Annotated in this window: 12 protein-coding genes; all 12 read right to left on the bottom strand. The window is 47.3% G+C overall.

Annotated elements, in window-relative coordinates:
- Window positions 1-148 precede the first annotated feature (148 nt).
- A complete protein-coding gene (locus tag VNM22_17680) occupies window positions 149-910 on the bottom strand; it encodes a polysaccharide deacetylase family protein (GenBank protein HWP48991.1) in 762 nt (253 codons plus the stop codon).
- Window positions 891-2,162 carry a glycosyltransferase family 4 protein gene (locus VNM22_17675; protein HWP48990.1) on the bottom strand — a complete coding sequence of 424 codons (1,272 nt, stop codon included), beginning with the start codon at window positions 2,160-2,162 and terminating at the stop codon, window positions 891-893. Before VNM22_17675 ends, VNM22_17680 begins: the two co-directional genes overlap by 20 nt.
- Window positions 2,159-3,337 (bottom strand): glycosyltransferase family 1 protein, encoded by a 1,179-nt coding sequence (locus VNM22_17670; GenBank protein HWP48989.1) that lies wholly within the window; start codon window positions 3,335-3,337, stop codon window positions 2,159-2,161. Before VNM22_17670 ends, VNM22_17675 begins: the two co-directional genes overlap by 4 nt.
- 44 nt (window positions 3,338-3,381) lie before the next feature.
- A complete protein-coding gene (locus VNM22_17665) occupies window positions 3,382-6,666 on the bottom strand; it encodes an SBBP repeat-containing protein (GenBank protein ID HWP48988.1) in 3,285 nt (1,094 codons plus the stop codon).
- A gap of 105 nt (window positions 6,667-6,771) precedes the next feature.
- Window positions 6,772-7,485, bottom strand: a complete 714-nt coding sequence (locus VNM22_17660; GenBank protein ID HWP48987.1) for a dolichyl-phosphate beta-glucosyltransferase — start codon at window positions 7,483-7,485, stop codon at window positions 6,772-6,774.
- A gap of 37 nt (window positions 7,486-7,522) precedes the next feature.
- Window positions 7,523-8,254, bottom strand: a complete 732-nt coding sequence (locus tag VNM22_17655; GenBank protein ID HWP48986.1) for a glycosyltransferase family 2 protein — start codon at window positions 8,252-8,254, stop codon at window positions 7,523-7,525.
- Entirely contained in the window at window positions 8,214-8,990 is a 777-nt protein-coding gene (locus VNM22_17650; GenBank protein HWP48985.1) for an NTP transferase domain-containing protein, read from the bottom strand. Before VNM22_17650 ends, VNM22_17655 begins: the two co-directional genes overlap by 41 nt.
- Window positions 8,987-9,637 (bottom strand): HAD family phosphatase, encoded by a 651-nt coding sequence (locus VNM22_17645; GenBank protein HWP48984.1) that lies wholly within the window; start codon window positions 9,635-9,637, stop codon window positions 8,987-8,989. The genes VNM22_17650 and VNM22_17645 overlap by 4 nt, the downstream gene beginning before the upstream one ends.
- A gap of 100 nt (window positions 9,638-9,737) precedes the next feature.
- Window positions 9,738-11,792 (bottom strand): 2-phospho-L-lactate transferase CofD family protein, encoded by a 2,055-nt coding sequence (locus tag VNM22_17640; GenBank protein HWP48983.1) that lies wholly within the window; start codon window positions 11,790-11,792, stop codon window positions 9,738-9,740.
- Window positions 11,793-11,927: 135 nt separating this feature from the next.
- Complete coding sequence (locus VNM22_17635; GenBank protein ID HWP48982.1) at window positions 11,928-13,277, bottom strand: hypothetical protein; 1,350 nt, start codon at window positions 13,275-13,277, stop codon at window positions 11,928-11,930.
- Window positions 13,278-13,430: 153 nt separating this feature from the next.
- Complete coding sequence (locus tag VNM22_17630) at window positions 13,431-15,239, bottom strand: sulfatase (GenBank protein HWP48981.1); 1,809 nt, start codon at window positions 15,237-15,239, stop codon at window positions 13,431-13,433.
- A gap of 142 nt (window positions 15,240-15,381) precedes the next feature.
- The gene (locus VNM22_17625; protein ID HWP48980.1) at window positions 15,382-17,202 is read right to left on the bottom strand and encodes a sulfatase; all 1,821 of its coding nucleotides are present in this window, start codon (window positions 17,200-17,202) and stop codon (window positions 15,382-15,384) included.
- Window positions 17,203-17,222: the final 20 nt, after the last annotated feature.

The raw sequence follows: 17,222 nt of genomic DNA, 5'->3' as shown, positions 1-17,222 counted from the left end.
CGTGGGATATGCCTTTGGTGTTCAGGAAGAGCAGGATCAGGGTTAGGAGGGTGAGGGAGATAAGGGGTTGGGAGAGATGGAGGTAGAGGAGTCGTTTAAGTTTTGCTGGGGTTTGAACTTGAATTTTCATAATTTGAATTCCTTTGGTTTAAGAGGGAAACACATGGGTTCTAAATTGACGCAGTATTTGTTTCAGGGTAAAGTACATGCTGGATCCCTGTTTAAGATAGGTGCGCCAGGGACGAAGATGTCGAAAATACCACATTTCGATTCGAGGCAAGTCATACAGGTCTGAGGTACGACGGACACGATCCAGTTGAGTTCCTACGGCCAGAAGGTATTCTTTACGAATTTCTGATTTTACAAAGGCATTGATTTTTCCATACGGTGGAGCAAAGCTGATAACAGGGTGACCAGTATGCTCTTCTATTCTACGTTTAGACTCTACGATCTCCTGGCGTGCGATTTTTGGGGCCAGGGTTGTAAGATCCGTATGGTGGATTCCATGGGCTCCAAAATTCACTCCCAGGTCCGCCAGTTCTTGAATGGTTTTCCAATCCATGAGGGATCTCGGTGAATATCCAGATCTGTTGGATTCCCAATCATCAACGCCTCCGATTTTACCGGCAGGTAAAAAGACCGTTGCCGTCCATCCGCGGGCTTGAAGTTCGGGGAAAGCGGTCGTGGCAAAGTCCTTGAAGCCGTCATCAAAGGTGATGACCACAGAGCGTCCGGTAAGTTCTCGTTCCCCTCCCTTCCAGGCGACAAAGTCGGACAAAGAAATGACCTGATAACCGCAATCTGAAAGCACCTCCAACTGCTCCTTAAAGATATGAGGGGAAATACAGGTAGGTCCAGATCCTTCTGAGATGGAGTGGTACATCAGGATATTAAGTTCGTGCTCTTTCATTACTTTCCCAGGGTATATATCCAAATTTTTTAAGGGCGGCCTTTTGGAGGAAATCAAAATAAAGTTCCAGATGGGCCTCCTTAGACCACCATCGTATAAATGCCTGATACCCTTTTTCGCCCAGCTCACAACGTAACGCTGGGGAGCTGGCTATACGGTACAGGACCGTGAGCAACTCCTCATCGGTGCGATAGACGAAGCCACCTCCGCTATCGTGAACCACTTCCGGTAAGGCACCCAGGTCCCTAACGATGACAGGGGTTTTCCGGGCGAAGGCTTCAATAATGATGATTCCAAAGGTTTCATAGGTGATGGATGGAACAATACAGGCCAGGGCATGGACATAGAGTTCTCCCAGCTTACGTTGAGGTAACGCTCCCAGGAATTTGATACGGGGGTTGGAAGCCGCTTGCGCCCGTAATGGGGTTTCATAACTGCCTGTACCTGCAATGAGTAAGTCGAAATCCTCTACCTTCTTCCAGAGCTCGATCAAGGTTTGAAGTCCTTTAATGATTTCCAGTCTTCCCACGAAGAGGAAGTAAGGTTTTTCCTGGGGGCGGGGGCCCGGATTTTTCCAGTCTTGATCAACCCGGTCGATAAAATAGGGGAGATGGGCTACCGGTTTGGGGAAGCCACGTTCTGCATGCATACGGGCGGTAAAGCGGCTGGGTGAGACGAACTGATCCACGTGTTGGCTGGACTTTGCCAGCAGGTCTGTATAACGCCAGAGTTGCGGCGGACGTCCGGCCTTGAGGATACATCGCAGGCACTCGGGTTTTTCACAGGGCCGGTCGTTAAATTTCCAAAGTACATGGGTAGGGCAAATGAGCCAGTGTTCGTGGGTCGTGTATATTTTTACCGAACGATGGTGAGGAGGCTCCAAAGTTAAAATTTTCGGACCCAGCAAAGAAATATTATGGAAATGCAAAACATCGTAAGGTTTGCTGTGGAGGATTTGCCGGATCCGCTTTTGCTTTAGGAAGGGTCGACCGGTTTGTTGGGTGAGGAGGGGTGAAAGCCACCGGTATCCGCTTCGCAGACCATGGATTGTTACGTTGGGATGATCGGCAAATTTAATTTTAGGCTCTCCGGGGTGTAGCAGGTGATAAGAATCGATGCAGTGAATGACATCAACCTGATGTCCCTCCTCTCCAAGGGCATGGGCCAGGCGGTAGATATACATGGCATCTCCCCCGAAACTATAAGGTGGATAAAAGGTTGTGAGGTGTAAGAAATTAAGGGGACGATTCATGGATACTCTTTACCCATAGCGTGTAAAAGACTCATCATCTGTCGGGCTGCTATTTCCCAGGTGAGCTGACGGACAGCCATGAGTCCTTTTCCCCGCATCTGTCGCCGCAAACTCTCCGATTCCAGGACCCGAATAAGAGCTTCCTCCAATTCTTCCGGTCTCTGGGGATCGATATAAAGACCTGCTGTACCTAAAAGATCAGGTAAGGGACTGGCGGTTGTTGCAATAACCGGGCAACCGCAGGCCGCTGCTTCAATAGCCGGGAGTCCAAAACCCTCGATGAGGGAAGGTAATACCAGCACGGTGGAAAGGTTCAGTAAAACAACCAGCTCTTCATCGGAGAGATATCCGGTAAAGAGAACCCGATGGGTAATTCCCAGCTCCTCAACCCGTCGCCGAATGGTTTCAAAAGAACTATAAAAAACTTCCTTTTGATACTCCCCTACCAGAACCAGACGAATATCTGAGAAAGTGAGATAGCGTGAAAGTTTTGCAAATACTGTAACCAGGGTTTCTAGGTTTTTGTGCGGACCAAAACCCCCCACATACACCACATGGCGACCATAAGGTGTTATGCCCAATGAGATAAGATAGGGAGTAGGGATGGGATTATCCAGTACCCGAAAAATAGGATCACTGGCTTCACCGACCACGAAAACCTTCTCAGGGGGGATATTGAAATGCTTTATAATCCCTTGACGGGAGTAGTCAGAAACCGTGACGATGGCATCTGCCTGCCAGCGACCGAGGGCAGTCTTTGTCTTCCAGAAGAGTCGCGAGGTAAAGCCAGGTAAGGTAAGTTGGGGAAAGGTCTCCGGGATGATGTCATGGATCATGACTATTTTTTTGGCCCGGCTGAGTATCGGAACATAACTATAGATGGTAGGAAACAGTAACAAATCAAAATCGGAACTGGACAGGGTTCGACTCATCTGCCACAGGTCTCGTAAAGAGCGATGCCCCCTAGCAGAGGCTGCAATAGCCGTAGGAGTCGTTGTTTTTGCCACCCTGACTTCGACTCCAGATGGTAATACTTTTTCATTTTCAGCCGAATCCAGGACAAAGGTATAGCGATTTTCGGTATCCAGGCGAACGAGGGTACTCAGCAGAGCACGGGCATGACGGCCATAGCCCCGCGTGTTTTGCCAACAGGTCGCATCAACTCCTATATGCATAGAAGGCAATTTTCTATTTTGATTTTCTTTTAGAAGAACACGCTTTAGTTTTTCTGAGTGTTTGGTTTAAATCCGGCTATAAATCCATCTATGTTACCACTGTAAGCAGGCTGAAAAGCGTTATGGACCGGCCAGTTCTTTGAATCTGTTTGACCGGCTATATAGAAATTACCATGGGAATCCACCGTGGCCGCTCGACCCAATTCTCCTCCGCCGCCTCCCAGGTAGGTGGCGTAGAGCAACCGACTGAAATCTGCGGAAAGCACTACCGCAAAGGCATTTCGGTCTCCTATTAAATTAGGTTGAAAAGCATCCCTTGTTACCGGAAAGTTATTGGAGGTGGTTGTACCGGTAAAGTAGACATTACCGGCTGTATCCACCGCCACACCTTCCGGTCTATCTCTATCCTTTCCCCCCAGGAGAGTACTGGCCAAAAGTTGTGAACCATCTGGTGAAATTTTAGCCACGAATATTTCATTGGGGCCCCCCTCATATTTTCTTTGAAAAGCTCCGGGAGTGGTGGGAAAGTCGGGGGACTTGGTTGGAGCTGCAATGTAAGCATTACCTTCAGCATCTACGGCGAATTCATGGGTTTCGGTGGATTCGTTTTCAGGTCCCCCCAGGTAGGTACCCCAGACTAATTTCCCTTCATCGGGTGTGAGTTTCGCCACATAGAGATCCCCATGGCCGGCATACGTCTTTCCATAGGCGTTCTCGGTGACCGGCATATCGGTCGACCTGGTTGTTAACAGAACATAGGGATTCCCGGCTCCATCCAAACGGACAGAGTTCTCGTTACTCTCCCAATCCGAACCTCCCAGATAGGTAGCCCAGAGTACCCGGGAGCCATCGGAATGGATCTTGGCTATAACAGCATCATGATCCCCATGGGGCTTATTATTAAAGACCTTGTGAACTTCTTTAGGATAACGGCCTGAGGAATAACCCGATGCCAGGTAAATATCTCCCTTTGGATCAACCGCTATATCTCGAATAATGGAAGGGTCTGGGGTTCCAAAGTAACTGCAGAAAACAAGTTTAGAACCATCAGGAGTCAGTTTACAGATGAAACCATCTTGAGGGCCATAAAAAGGCGCTTCTTGCCCCCCTTGAAAGGACGTTTGAAAGGCTCCCCGGGTAACCGGAAAACCTTTACCGGCCCGACCTGCTACATAGACATAGTCTTGGTTATCTACCGCAATGGCATAAGCTCGATCGTAATTGGGGCCACCCAGGAAAGTAGACCAGATGATTTTGCCGCCGGGATCTAATTTGGTTACGAAAACATCCATGGGCGAAATATCGGGGGAATCTGGTTTAGCAGGATTAAGGGTGGTCTGATAGACACCGTTTGTAACCGGAAAGTCCGGGGAAGTTGTACCACCGGTAACATATATGTTACCGGAGCTATCTGTAGTAATCCCACGGATGTGTTCAAATTGTGAACCTCCCAGATAGGTCGAGAAAGCTAAATCAAACTGCAAAGGTTGAAATCCTGCCTTGGAAGGTTGAAATTCTATCGGATCCAGGGTGATTTTGAACACGGCTACAAAATCTTGACGAAAGATAGGCCCACCGTTTTGTTGAATCAGCCGATTCAAAAGATCTTCCTGGTCGGCATGATAGGTAATCAGGTAAAGAGGTCTTTGCAGATGACGGAGATAATTACGTTGAGGAGGTGTCAAAGGGTAGCCCTTTGCTGCATTGCCGGCCAGCGTAGTCCTGAAGTTCGCATCTTTGTACTGAGAAGTAAGATAGCCGGGGAGATCTATGAAAAGAGTTCTCGCGGTAAAGGCCGGAAGTTCGGCTACGTTTCCAGACATTTTAACAGGTTCATTGGGATCACAAAGGAATACGGCATCGGAAGGGGTTTGATTCCTTATCCAGGCATATAAATTTTCGAGGGGACCCTCTTCGGGTAGTCTCTGCAGGGTTTGACCCCGAAATCCAAGGGGAAGAGGGGGCCTTCCGGTGTAGGAAAGAAGGGTACAGAAGGTTGTAGGTAGAAAGAGAACCCCCAGGAGTAAAAGAAAAAGAGATCCTTTAGAAATCCTTTCTTCTTTTCGCTTGGGCAGGCAGGTTATCCAGGCAACTGCCGGAACGGCAAGGAGACATGCGGCAGCGTTGGTCAGGTTATGCTCGTTGTGAGGCCAGAGAATAATAAGGGGAACGACAAGTAACAGAAGAATTCCGGCCAGGGTCAGGGTCCAGAGTCCTATTCCTTCTCGATAAGATGATTTCCAGCTACCCAGAATCGCCAGGGAAACCAGGATCAAAAAATTGGCCGAGAGGGCAGCCAATTTTAAAAAGAGATAAAAAACAGAGTAAGAAGAGGTCAGGCTTAGAGTTCCCTTGTTAAGGAGAAACAAATGATAGTAGGTAGGTGCAGCCAGAAGGGTACCTGTAAGGCAGAGGAGGGACAGGACGAGGGGCTGCTTTTTAAACTTGTAACCGAAGTGGGAACGCTTTAAAGCCGTCAGACAGAGTATTATCAGAGAGGCCCCCAGAAGGCTTCCAGACACTACAAATCCGGTGATGGGGTTAAAAGCCGTTATAAGAGCGGCCAGTAAAGTTATAAGGAGTATTTTTCCAAATTTTAGCCGGGGGCTCAAAAGAAGGAAGAGAAGTACAAAAACCAACGATAAAGCGGGAGCCCGTGCAGAAATATCTATAAACCAGACGATATTCTGTCCATGCCACCATTCACTGGAGATATACAGGGCGGGTAAGAGGGGTTGGGTCATCCAATCATCGGCCATTCGGTTCGTAACAAAAAGGGTCTCGACGGGAGTTTGTGAGGATACCGGGCTGATCAAAGGAGCAGCTTTTATCCAATGTTTAGCTAACGCAATCAGCGGTCCGAAGGGATTAGCTCCAGCCACAGCAAGGTAACCGATCAAAAGGCCGGCTCCGATAGATCGAAAATATTTATATCCGGTTAATCCGGAGAAAATAACTAAAACGGCCAGACTGGACAGGGCTATAAACCGAAAGGCATGAAGGAGATCGGTTTTTAAAATTCGGGCTACTATAAAACCGAAGTACTGGTATGCCCAGTAGTAGGGGAGTTTTTCACCGGCAAAGAAGGGATTCTCTGGAGGAAACGATCCGTCTGTAAATCGCATGGCAATGGCCGTATGTAGAAACCCGTGCCAGGAGGGGAGGAGGCGCGGATTATGGGCATGAATCCAAAGTAAGATCCCAAGCCAAACCCCTATGACTGAAAGAATTGCAAGCCAAAACTTCATCAAATGGAGAGAAGAATCCCGGACGGCTTCATTTTGATGGGAAGCTTCCAAATTTTTAGGAATCTCTGGAAATGAGAGCATACAGATTTTGTAAGCATTTAATTTCGCCGATTAATCCGGCTTTATTCCTTTCAGGTTCTTGATCCCTCTTATCCGGCGAAGGGTCCCGTCAGACCAGATAGGAAATCAGTATAGCCCCATAAAGTCAAAGTATCGGATCTTCAGTAAATCCATGAGCATATAGAGAGGATCCCTCAAAATCGAAACTTTAGTTTCCTTTGAATTCAACCACACGACAGGTACCTCTGCGATCCGATAGCCCAATTTTCTGGCCAGATAAAGAATTTCTACATCGAAGCTAAACCCGTTAAGACGTTGCTTTTGAAAGATAGCTTCCGCGGCCTGGCGTTTAAAACATTTAAATCCGCACTGGGTATCCCGGATCCCTTCTATAACCAGAGCCTGGACCAAAAAATTAAAGATCCTTCCCATCCCTTCTCTTCCCCTGGCTTGATGCAGTCGAACTTCAGATTCTGGAAGTGCCCTTGAACCAATGGCTATGTCATACCCTTCCTGGAGGTATTTGAGCAACTTGGGTAATTCCTCTATGGGTGTGGAAAGATCGGTATCGGAAAATAAAATAATCTCTCCCTTAGATTGGAGAACGCCTGTTTTCACCGCGTAGCCTTTTCCTCGATTGGTTTTATTTTGGATAATCTTGAAATTCTTACAGGCTGTAGCTGCGGCGGTAGCTACCTCCAACGTATGGTCTGTACTCCCATCATCTACAACGATAATCTCGTAAAGATAATCTGAATTATTTAAATACTGGATCATTTTCTGAAGAGAGCCTGGAATTCGCTTCTCTTCATTATATGCGGGAAGAACGATGGATAACATAAAATTTAACTGAATGGATACCTTTCTAAAGGATTATTTACCCTTTTCGATACCTGGCAAATGTTTTCCAGGCGATAAACCAGTCCCTGAGGCCGATCTTTTTACCCTCTTTTTTACTTCGTGGAAAGTAGCTAATGGGAACTTCTTTAATAATATAACCTCGGGCCAGGATTTTTGAAGAAATTTCATGGTCCAGTTCGAACCCTGAGGTCTCAAGCTCTAGAGATTTAATGATATCCCGTTTAAACAATTTCAGAGCGGTTACAGTATCGGTAAGATAGTGTCCGGTATAGAAAAGTGCTATAAAACTCAGACTCTGGCCCCCCAGATATGCGGCCCAGGACTGTCCAGGATGCTTACCGGTAAGCAGGTTTATCAGCTTACTACGGTCAGGATATTTCAGATAGCGACTGCCGTATACGACATCCCCTTTATCCTCTAAGAGAACCTTAAGCATGGGAAGGTAGTCGTTGGGATCGTATTCGAGATCGGCATCCTGTATAATGATATAATCCCCTGTTGCCAGGGCTATTCCGGTTCTGACAGCCGCTCCCTTTCCACTGTTTTCCGGCAGGGTCTTTAAAATGACTTCTTTAAATCCGCTCACAATTTCGGCGGTACGATCTGTTGAATGGTCGTTGATCACTATAATCTCTTTAGTAATTCCAAGCCGGGAAAGATCCACAGCCATCACCTTTTCTAATAGCTTCCCGATAAAGGGTTCTTCGTTATAAGCGGGAATAATAATGGAAAGGACTTTTTCTTTCACGGCGTAAATAATTTTCTACCCGATGTAAATCCTCCGGCGTATTGATGCCTACAGATTCGATTTCGTTACAACCGGAAAACGTTCGGACTCGGCCCCGACCCTTCAGCCAGGGGATAAACGGCAGGAAATTTCTCTCTTGGGTTACCGCTCCTGTTTTTATATCATAGGAGAACTTGACCAGTAAATCCAGGTAAGCTTTACGGGATAAACAAAAAAGTCCCAGGTCACTTTCCCCCACTTCGGGCAGCCCATCCCCTTCACGGCGATGGAGGACCTGGATAATTTCACCCCAATCATTACGAACGAAATGGACGTAGGGCTTCCTTTGTAGCAGAGTCGGAAAAATTAAAGCTGCTTCAGGATCCTGGTGTGATAACTCTACCAGGTTCATGACCGTTTCCGGTTGAACGGCGATCTGATCACACCAGGTAATCCAGATGCGGGTCGGTTCAAGTTTTCGCACCTGTTCCTTTGGGATAAGGATTGCATCGAGCATTCCTGTGGGGGAGTTTTGAAGCTCATACCCGATGGGAAATGGATAATTAGCACAGTGATTTCGTACCTCCTTCTCAAAGGAAGGGTGGAGAACCAAAATAAAATATTCCATCACAGAGGCATATAGATCGAACAAGTAATCGATCATGGGTTTTCCATTGACCGGGAAAAGGACTTTGGGCAGAGGTGACTTTAAACGCGAGCCAAGACCCGCGGCCGGAATGATCATTAAACGATTCATGGCACCTCGATTCCTGATTTCGATAGTAATTCACAAAGATCCGAAAAGCTCCCGATAAATTTGGGATGCTCGATCTTTTTTCCGGTCCTTACCGAAGCTGCATAAGCTGTTGAGGCAATGGCTGCTTCAAGTCCAGAGGGGCTATCTTCAACAATCAGGGTTTTGTGGGGGCTGATCTCAGCTTTCTGGATAATTTTTAAGTAGATCTCGGGGGATGGTTTTCCGTGTTTTACATCATCTCCGGTAACCAGGATAGAGAAGAGGTCGCTGATCCCTAACCGGTTCAGGATCATCCGGGTCGAATCCCTTGAAGCGGAGGTTCCAAGGGCCAGACGGGCTTTATATTTTGCAAGGGTGGTTAAAGCCCGAACGGTATCTGGATAGGTAATGACCTCCGCAGAGAAATACCGGCGTGCCTGTAATTGCTTAAACAAAATCCATTCCTGGATCTGTTCTGGAGAAGGTTTTAACCCCGCAGTAAATTCTTTAATGACATCGCAGGTCTTTCGGCCTGCAATGGTTTCATACTCGGGACCCCGGATCCCAATCCTGCGCCATAAGTCCTCATAAGCTCGACGGTGGCAAGGGGAAGTATCTGCCAGGACGCCATCCATATCAAAAATGAACAGATCAAAACAATACCTCATTCTATCATTCCGGTGGTTTCCTTGAATAAACCCGGAACTCCCTTTCTCAGCCGGGAATTTCAAACCTGAAATCGGGTTTATTTAAAGAAACCTCTTTGCTTTATATATCTTTTGTTTCTCCCGGCTCCTGAGGACGTTTTAACGACTTAAACCTCCATTTCAAAATGGTGAGGAGAGACTGAATCCCATCCAGTACCGTGGTACGCCGGACCTTCTCGGGAGAGATAGGAAAAAATTGAATCGGAGTTTCAAAGATTGCAGCCCGGTCGCGTAAGAGCATGGAAAGGATGTGTTGATTGACATATTTGTGTTTTAAATCGATCCCATCGGTACGTAAATAAGAAGCTTTGATGGCTCTGACACCTGAAAGGGTGTCCGAAATATAACGTCCATAAAGTAATAGATAGGCAAGACTTAAAATATGGCTCCCTATATAACTTAGAGCACCCAGAACTAAGTTATGACGATAACGGAGTTTGTAGGATTGATGGATATCACTAACGGAAAGTCGTCGACTTCCCCATACGGCATCTAATCGACCGTGGGTCAAGAGCGAAACGAGGTTTACAATATCCTCGCCTTTGTACATCCCGGAAGATTCAAACAAGACGATATAATCAAATCGCGGATCTTTAAGAACCTTTGAGAAGGGTGCTTCCGGGGATTCGGAAGAAAGGTTATAGACCCCGAAGGGGAGTGAAGAGACAAAATCAGGACTTAAGAACTCCTGACTCTGATAGAATACCATGATTTCGGCAGGCAGGTCCTGAATACCTCCCCTCAGCATTTCCAGTAAAGTTTGGGTGATTTTATTGAGAGAGTAAGTATCCAGAAACAGAACGGCCATCTTCCAGGGTCCTCTTTTTTGGAGAAACGACTCAATAAAAGGTGTAAGTATTTTGGCTGCATTGTGTCGCCCGGTAACTCCTTCTTCGTAGTTTCCAATTCGAACCAGACGTGGATCTTCCAAAGTTTCAAGCCGACCCAATGGGATATAGGGAGTCTCTTGATCCTGGTGATTTGGATCGTTGATTACATAGTGGGTAATCAAACAAGGGGTCGGAATTGGCAATAGATTCTTCTCCTTCAGATAATAAACGGCTTTATTAATAATATCCACGGCACTGCTGTCCGGGATCTCGGCATCTTCCTGGAGGTTTGTAATCAGCAGCTTGATCGCTTTAAGATTTTTTGCAATCGCGGTGCCAAGTCCGGGTGTCATATAGGAAGGAAAGAGGCTTGAATGTTGGGTTCCAGGCGAGTAAATAATCAGATCGGCTTCTGCGATCCGCTTGAGTAAACGAGGATTAGGTGTCAGGGTCTTAGATTGTTTTTCAAGGAAACGCTTAATCTCATCGGCTGAAGCCGACTTTAACCAGTTCTGCTCTACCTCAGTAAGGGGGCGATGGAGCAGATAGATATCTTTGATGTGGTTGCGTCGGTTCGCGTTGACAATATCCGCTTCACTTGCCAGAACCCGATGGTGATCATCCAAAGCCACAAGATAAGCATTGGCCCCATCGGTTACATTTTCGATTAAACCAGGAGGAAGATTTAAAAGATTACAGTAATCCTCTATGGCTGCATTAAAGTTTCGTCCCATTTCTAAAAAACATCCTGCAAAGACCAGATTTCCGATACTACAATCGGAAAAAGAAAAAGGATGTTGGGTTCTCAGGAGTTCTTCCTCGAAGTAAGAAAGTTTTCTAACGAGTGCTTTCCTGGAGATTTCATCTATATCTGCGAGTAGGGCTACCAATTTAGCCTGGAACTCAGAGCGTATAGAACCCAAATCTCCGCCGGAAATCGATTGACCGCCGAGGATCCGAAATGAGTTAAGGGCCTCATTCATCGAATAACCCACCGGGAATCGGAGATCGAGGATTTCAATAAGTCCACGACTACAAGACTGGAGCTCGCCGGCCATTCGGGAAGCATTCTTTCTAAAATCCGAAGGGCCAAGACTATCACCCAGAAATCTTCTGACTTCACCGGTCGAGGCCCCGTCATCATAACCATTGATGGCAAGGGTCAACCTGACTTGGGGATTGTTAATGAGTTGCTTTGAAAGAACCCTCGATCCTCTACCCCCTGAGAAGAGAACCACTTTTACTTTAGTCTGACCGGATAGGTTTTCGGAACCCAGCGTTTTCATAACTTGTCACCGTTTCCCTTCGGGCAACTCCTCCCCTTAACTCCCTTCCCCATGTAGATGAAACGCTTACACCCTTGAGGAGCAGGGGCGAAGGGCCCTTCGCTCCTACCTGTCTTCCTTCTTACAGGAACGGAGTTAAGGGATCAGGCTCAAAAAGATCCGTCTACCGGATCTGGTATAATTCGCCCACGCCTGTGTAGCATAACTTTGAAATAACTCCCTGGAGTATTTCCACAGAAAGATCAGGGTTAAAAGAAGAGGCCCACTCTTAAAGAGACCTGTGAGCAGAAGTTCTACAGGAGAGTCCCACTTAAAGTGGGTACGAAGAAAATCAATCAAAATCAAGTTTTGTCCAACAGCTAACAGGAAGATAAGGCCGATTAAAGTCATAGCTCCGGGACTGAAAGACCGATGGGAAGCCACCACATAGATAAGCAACAGAAAAAGGGGTGCCAGGTAATGCTCAAAGACAACTTGAGAGATCAGAAGACTGAAAGAAACCGCCATAAGGAAATCGAAGTGCCTTCTTGCGGTGGGAAACCATTTTTGAGAACGGCTTTGAATAATTAGATAAATAAACGTGCCGACGACGATGGCTTTTAGCCCAAATAAACAGAGGGTGAAAATAATGGAACGAAACGAAGAATCGGGTTGCGGTGGTAAGAATATCTTGAAATTGTCGAGGGTTACATACAAAGAACTGTTATAGAACCAGGAAGAAAGTTTCCGGGTCCCTTCGCCCATAAGGATCAGAAATTCTTTGTGAAGGTTCCATCCCATTGTGGAGAGAGAAGTAAGACCGATCAGGGAGAATATAGCAACCACATAGCCAAAGAATCGAAGTCCGGATATACAGGTCAGAAAGATCAGGGCGGTAATAAAACTGGGTTTAATCAGACAGGCGAGAATTAAAAATAAAGCAGATAAAAAAAGGTGTAGCTGGGTATGACTCAGGAGGGCCAGAGTGAACAATAAAAACAGGGTTGGGGTGGTCTGTCCACCCACCCGATAGACCGTCCAGAAGGGTTGATAAATCAAACTCAGGAAAGCAAATACAGCCACAAACCTGGCCTGTACCAGCTCATACTGAATTTTATCAAAAGTGGAAGAATAAGGATTTCCCACGAACCTCCGATTATGAAAATACAACAACCCTAAGGCAATAAAATAGGCAAGGGTATTCTGAATTTTAAAAGCGATCAAAGCCCAGGTGGGAGAAAGATAACCCAGCGGGGCATAAAGCCAGGCAGATATTGGAGTTCCCCAAAAACGCATCTTCCCGTGGGGAGGTTCTCCGCCGATAAGGCGTTCTGCATGGTATATATCCTGGATCTGTCCGGCAACAACCCGCCTACCCGTATCATAGAAATTACCGAAATCCCAACCGGAACCGGCGGGTACCGCTATCCCTACCCCAGATCCTGCCAGAGTAAGCAAAAGGATTACTAGAGTCAGTCGTTGATATGTTCTAGGGGAATCTTTCATAGGCACTCGGGAGCCTTTCAAACCCTTACTTTTACCGTTCTTAAAGCCTCGTCAAAGCCTGCAAACTTTATAGCTTCTCGGGGTCTCAGGGTTCAGTTTAATGGGTTGATGTATGAAAAAACCCAAAAGGATAAGTTTCTTGAGAATCCCATATCATCCGGAATTCTGACTTCGGGCTTCGGATTTAAGAATCTTCTCCAGAAGGGCTCTAAACTGGTTAAGGATTTGGGAACTCTCTTCCAGGTTGGCCAGGTTTCGTTGTTCCCAGGGATCATTTTCAAAATCGTAAAGTTCTTCCACCCCATCCCCATTCTTAATGTAGCGCATTCCATTAAATATCAGGGCTTTCACATCTCCCCGGCTAACCGGAAACCAGGTCGGACGACCGGTCACCCGAGATACCTCAGAGAGTAGGGGAGTTTCCTCTAAGCCGGGAGCTTGAGCTGGCATATTCCAGTATCGTGCCAGGGATTTACCCGGGAAGTGAGGGTCTCCGCCGAGTCTGGTCAGGTCCACGACGGTGGCCGCGAGATCCCGAAGGGAAACCGGTTCATGGATACGCTTGCCTGCAGGCACTTTGGATGGAAAGACGATGAGTAAAGGTACATGCACCGTCGGGAGATAGAGACTGTTGCCGTGGTCGAAAATCCCATGTTCCCCAAATTCTTCACCGTGATCCGAGGTAATAATTATCAACGTATTCTCCAACAGTCCTTTTCTCCCGAGTTCATTGAGAAGCTGCCCAAGCTGATGATCTATGTAAGCGATGGCCCCGTCATAGGCATCTATTTCTTCCTGGACCTCTTCTGGAGATAATTTCCGATGCATGACCGCAGGTTCCCAATTATGACGATGTAACGGACTAAACTTTCCGTACTTCCGTCCCGGTCCGAACATCTTATCATAGGGTGGAGGGGGGAGATAGGGTTCATGGGCATCATAATAATTAATGAACACGAAAAAGGGTCGTTGCTCTTTATGGGAAAACCAACGTAACACCTTCTCATTTATCTGATCGGCCGGTTGGCGATTCAGGTGTTCATCATTACGAAGAATTCTACGGAGTCTAAAGTTATCTGCAATGGTTCGTGTCAACATGGAGCTGGCGACAGTTTGCCCCAGAGATATTCGGTAGTCTTCATAGTGTATAAAACCACGATCAAGGCCGTGTTCATAGCTACAATAGCCGGTATTACCTACAAATCCCGCCGTCAAATACCCCCGTGCCCTAAAGAATTCGGCCAGGGTAGGATAGGTTGAATCCAGCGGCGTTAACCAATCGGCAGATAATTCCCCGGGAAAGCGCCCGGTGAACATACTGGCATGGGAGGGGAGGGTCCACGGGGCTGTGGATAAGGCCCGTTCGAAGACCACTCCCATTTTGGCTAACTGCTCCAACTGAGGCGTAGTGGGTCGGGAGTAACCATAAACGCTCAAATTCCTGGCCCGAACGGTATCCAGGGTAATGAATAGCACATTAGGCGCATAGGGAGGAGCAGGGGTCAGATCGGCAAGAGCCCTCCGTTCCGCAAGGATCTGTTTTCCCTGGACACTTATTGCCAGCATTCCGACCAGCAATCCCATCCAGGGTAGGGTCCGACGAACTAACTTCTGAAAAGAAAGCATATGGGGGGAGATCAGGCGTAAAGTTTGCGTAGCCAGACCCGCAGCAAGCAATAAGGCTGCGTAATGATGAATCTTTGGGTAGAGAATGATCAGGTCCATAAAACCCCAGAGTGCGGATAAAAAAATGGTAAGACGTAGGAGATTGAGCTTTGGCCAGAACCGACTAACAAAAAAAATGACCAGTCCCAGGAGAAAAAGGATCCCAGCGTTAGCCAGGGGGCACATCCAGATAAAATCATGACTTACTTCCCGGGTCCGACTTACATAGAACCCTTGAACCGTTCGCAGGACGACCTCCAGTAGACCGGTAAGGAGCCCAAACCAGATGGCTATCAATAGTGAAAATCCTAACACGGGGGCATTTAAGTATGGGGGTATGGGAGTGTGTTCTTAAGTATGGGAGTGTGGAAGTGTGGGTGTAAATTCTCCCATACTCCCATACTCCCATACTCCCATACTTCTCCGTATCTCCGCCTCCCTATCTCTGGAATCGGTCAGACCTGAGAATAGTTTCAAGGGATCTTCTGAATTCCTCAAGCCTTTGACGGCCTTCTTCAGAATTAGCAAGATCTTGTTCTTCTGCCGGATCGTTTTCAAGATCATAAAGTTCTTCACGACCATCTCCGTTCCTGATATAGTGCATACCATCGGTCACCAGTGATTTCATATCTCCTTTACAGGCCGGCAGCCATGCGGGCATGTTAATGCATTTACTGATTTCAGAAAGTAAAGCAGAAGAGGAACTGTGGGAATTATCGGTTCCCTTCCAATATCGAGCCAATGAATGTCCGGGAAAGCGAGAGCTGGCTTCCGGTTTGACCAGGTCCAGGATAGTAGCCGGAATATCCCGCAGGGTTACGGCCTCATGAACACGCCTTCCGGCCGGTACACGTCCCGGGAAGGAAATAAATAGAGGAACCTGTAACGACGGCCGGTAGAGGCTATTACCGTGATCAAAGAGACCATGCTCTCCGAACTGCTCCCCGTGATCGGAGGTAATAACGATTAAAGTGTTTTCCAGTATCCCCCGTTTTTGCAATTCGTCGAAGAGTAAGCCCAGTTGATGGTCCAGATAAGCGATACAACCCTCATAGGCATCCCTCTCCACCTGGATCTCCTGAGGAGACCAGGTTCTCCGTACCGATTTATCCGGTCGAGGCCTTTTAGGTCCAAACAGGGTATCAAAGGGTTTAGGGGGCAGATAGGGTGCGTGGGCATCCATGTAGTTGAGAAAGACGAAAAAGGGTCGTGAATTATGGCAGGAAAGCCAGGACAGAAAATCTTCATTGATTTCTTCGGCCCATTTATAGACGAGTTTATCGGTATCTCCTTTGATCAATTTCAGCTTGTCTACAAAGATCCGGGCCAGCCACGAACTCTTAATAACCATCTCCGGAGATATAGGATAATCTTCGTAGTGAATAAAGCCGCGGGCAAGGCCCGTCTCGTAGGTTCCATACAACAGGTTGGCAACAAACCCGGCGGTAACATATCCATAAGTCTGGAAAACTTCAGCCAATACAGGGTAAGTCGCATCCAGGGGTTTCAGCCAGTCTGCCGAAACCTCATGGGGATAACGGGCCGTGAACAGGCTGGCATGGGAAGGAAGGGTCCAGGATGAAGTTGCAAAGGCCTTTTCAAAGACCACACCGGTTTTGGCCAACTTCTCTAAGGAGGGGGTCGTAGGTCGATTATAACCATATAGACTGAGACTTGAGGCCCTTACGGTGTCCAATACAATCAATAAGACATTGGGAGTACCTGGAGGAGCCGGGGGGAGTTTTGCCAGGGCATTACGCTCTATTAAGACCTGCCACTCATTGATACCAACGGCCAATGCCATTACGACAGCCAACATTCCTCCCAGGGTGTACCGGCTGAAGAGGTAAAAGGTCGAGATATGTTTTTCAAGGAGACGAGCCGTTTGCACAGAAAGGCCGATGGCCAGCAGAAGAGCCGCAAGGATATGCAGTTTCGGGAACCATAACAATGGGCCTGAAAAACCGAGAAGGGCAAAGATAAAAACAACAATCTTCGGAGAGGTTGCCCTGGGCCAGAACCGGGCCACAAGGAGGAGGATGGATCCCGAAAGTAGAAAGAGAACCAGATCGGCCAGAGGAGCCATCCAGACGACCTGTGGGCTTACGTAGATACGCTGGTGCAGGAAGAATTTCTGAACCGCCCGGATCGAAATCTCTCCCAAACCGGTAGCCAATGCAAACCAGGCTGCCAAAAGTAAAAGTTTGCCGGGCGCTATAGAGGGGGTAGATAGAACCGATTTCTTCTCTTGAGTCATCATCCTATGATCTGTCTCCTGTA

Source organism: Candidatus Limnocylindrales bacterium (assembly GCA_035559535.1).
GTDB lineage: Bacteria > Moduliflexota > Moduliflexia > Moduliflexales > JAUQPW01 > JAUQPW01.
Note: the sequence above shows the minus strand (reverse complement) of the source record. Positions and strands in the feature narration are given on the sequence as shown.